This window comes from Pseudomonas sp. Sample_24 (genome assembly GCF_004307605.1).
Classification (GTDB): Bacteria; Pseudomonadota; Gammaproteobacteria; order Pseudomonadales; family Pseudomonadaceae; genus Aquipseudomonas.
Map to the genome: position 1 here is coordinate 1 of NZ_RCNW01000375.1, position 748 is coordinate 748.

The 748-nt window shown below is 56.3% G+C and carries 1 protein-coding gene; it reads right to left on the reverse strand.

The features are described 5' to 3' along the window. On the reverse strand, positions 1-748 hold a 748-nt coding region (gene yidC / locus D8V06_RS21240; RefSeq protein ID WP_130931728.1), incomplete at both ends, for a membrane protein insertase YidC.

Consider the following 748-nt stretch of genomic DNA (forward strand, 5'->3'; position numbering starts at 1 on the left):
GCAACCCAACCACCGGTGACGGTTTCTTTCAGCTGAGCCTTGTCCATGTCGCTCATCGACACTTTCTTGTACGGCTCGTTACTTGTCCACAGGGCGGCGCCCAGATAAGTCGCGGTGCCCGTGGCGGTGCTGGAAGAAGGATCGGAACTGGCATCACGCTTCAATTGCGCGAACATTGCACCGGACCAGGGTTGAGCGCTCTGGTTATCGATCAAGTAGGAAACGGTCACGTCATACAGGCCACGTTTCAAGGTGAAACGCTTGATGTAATTGACGCCGTCCTTGCTGAACTTCAGGTCCACGACCAATTGGTCCTGACCGTCAGCCAGTTGATAAATCTTCTTCTCGGAAGAGTAAACCGGACGACCGGCAGGACTTGCGTCCGGACCATTGCTGCCGATCAGGCCACTTTGCGCCAGATAAGTGCGCTCGTTGCCGTTATCGAACAGCTGGAAAGGAATTTCCGGATGGTCCTGGCGACGTGGATACAGCGGCAATTTCAGCTGCGCGACATCACCACCTTGTGGATCGATGGCCAGATCGAGCACATCCGTTTTGATCTGGATGAGGTCGGTGCTTGCGGCTACCGGAGTTTCGGCAGGTGCGCTGGTATCGTTTGCGGCGTGGGGAATGTCATCACTGACTGACGCTTTTTTGCCAGTTGCCGTATCCGGGAGGCCCGGTGCGGTCGTGCTGGAAGCAACATTCTGAGTCGGCAGGGCAGCCTGGCCATAGTCCTGGTTCCATT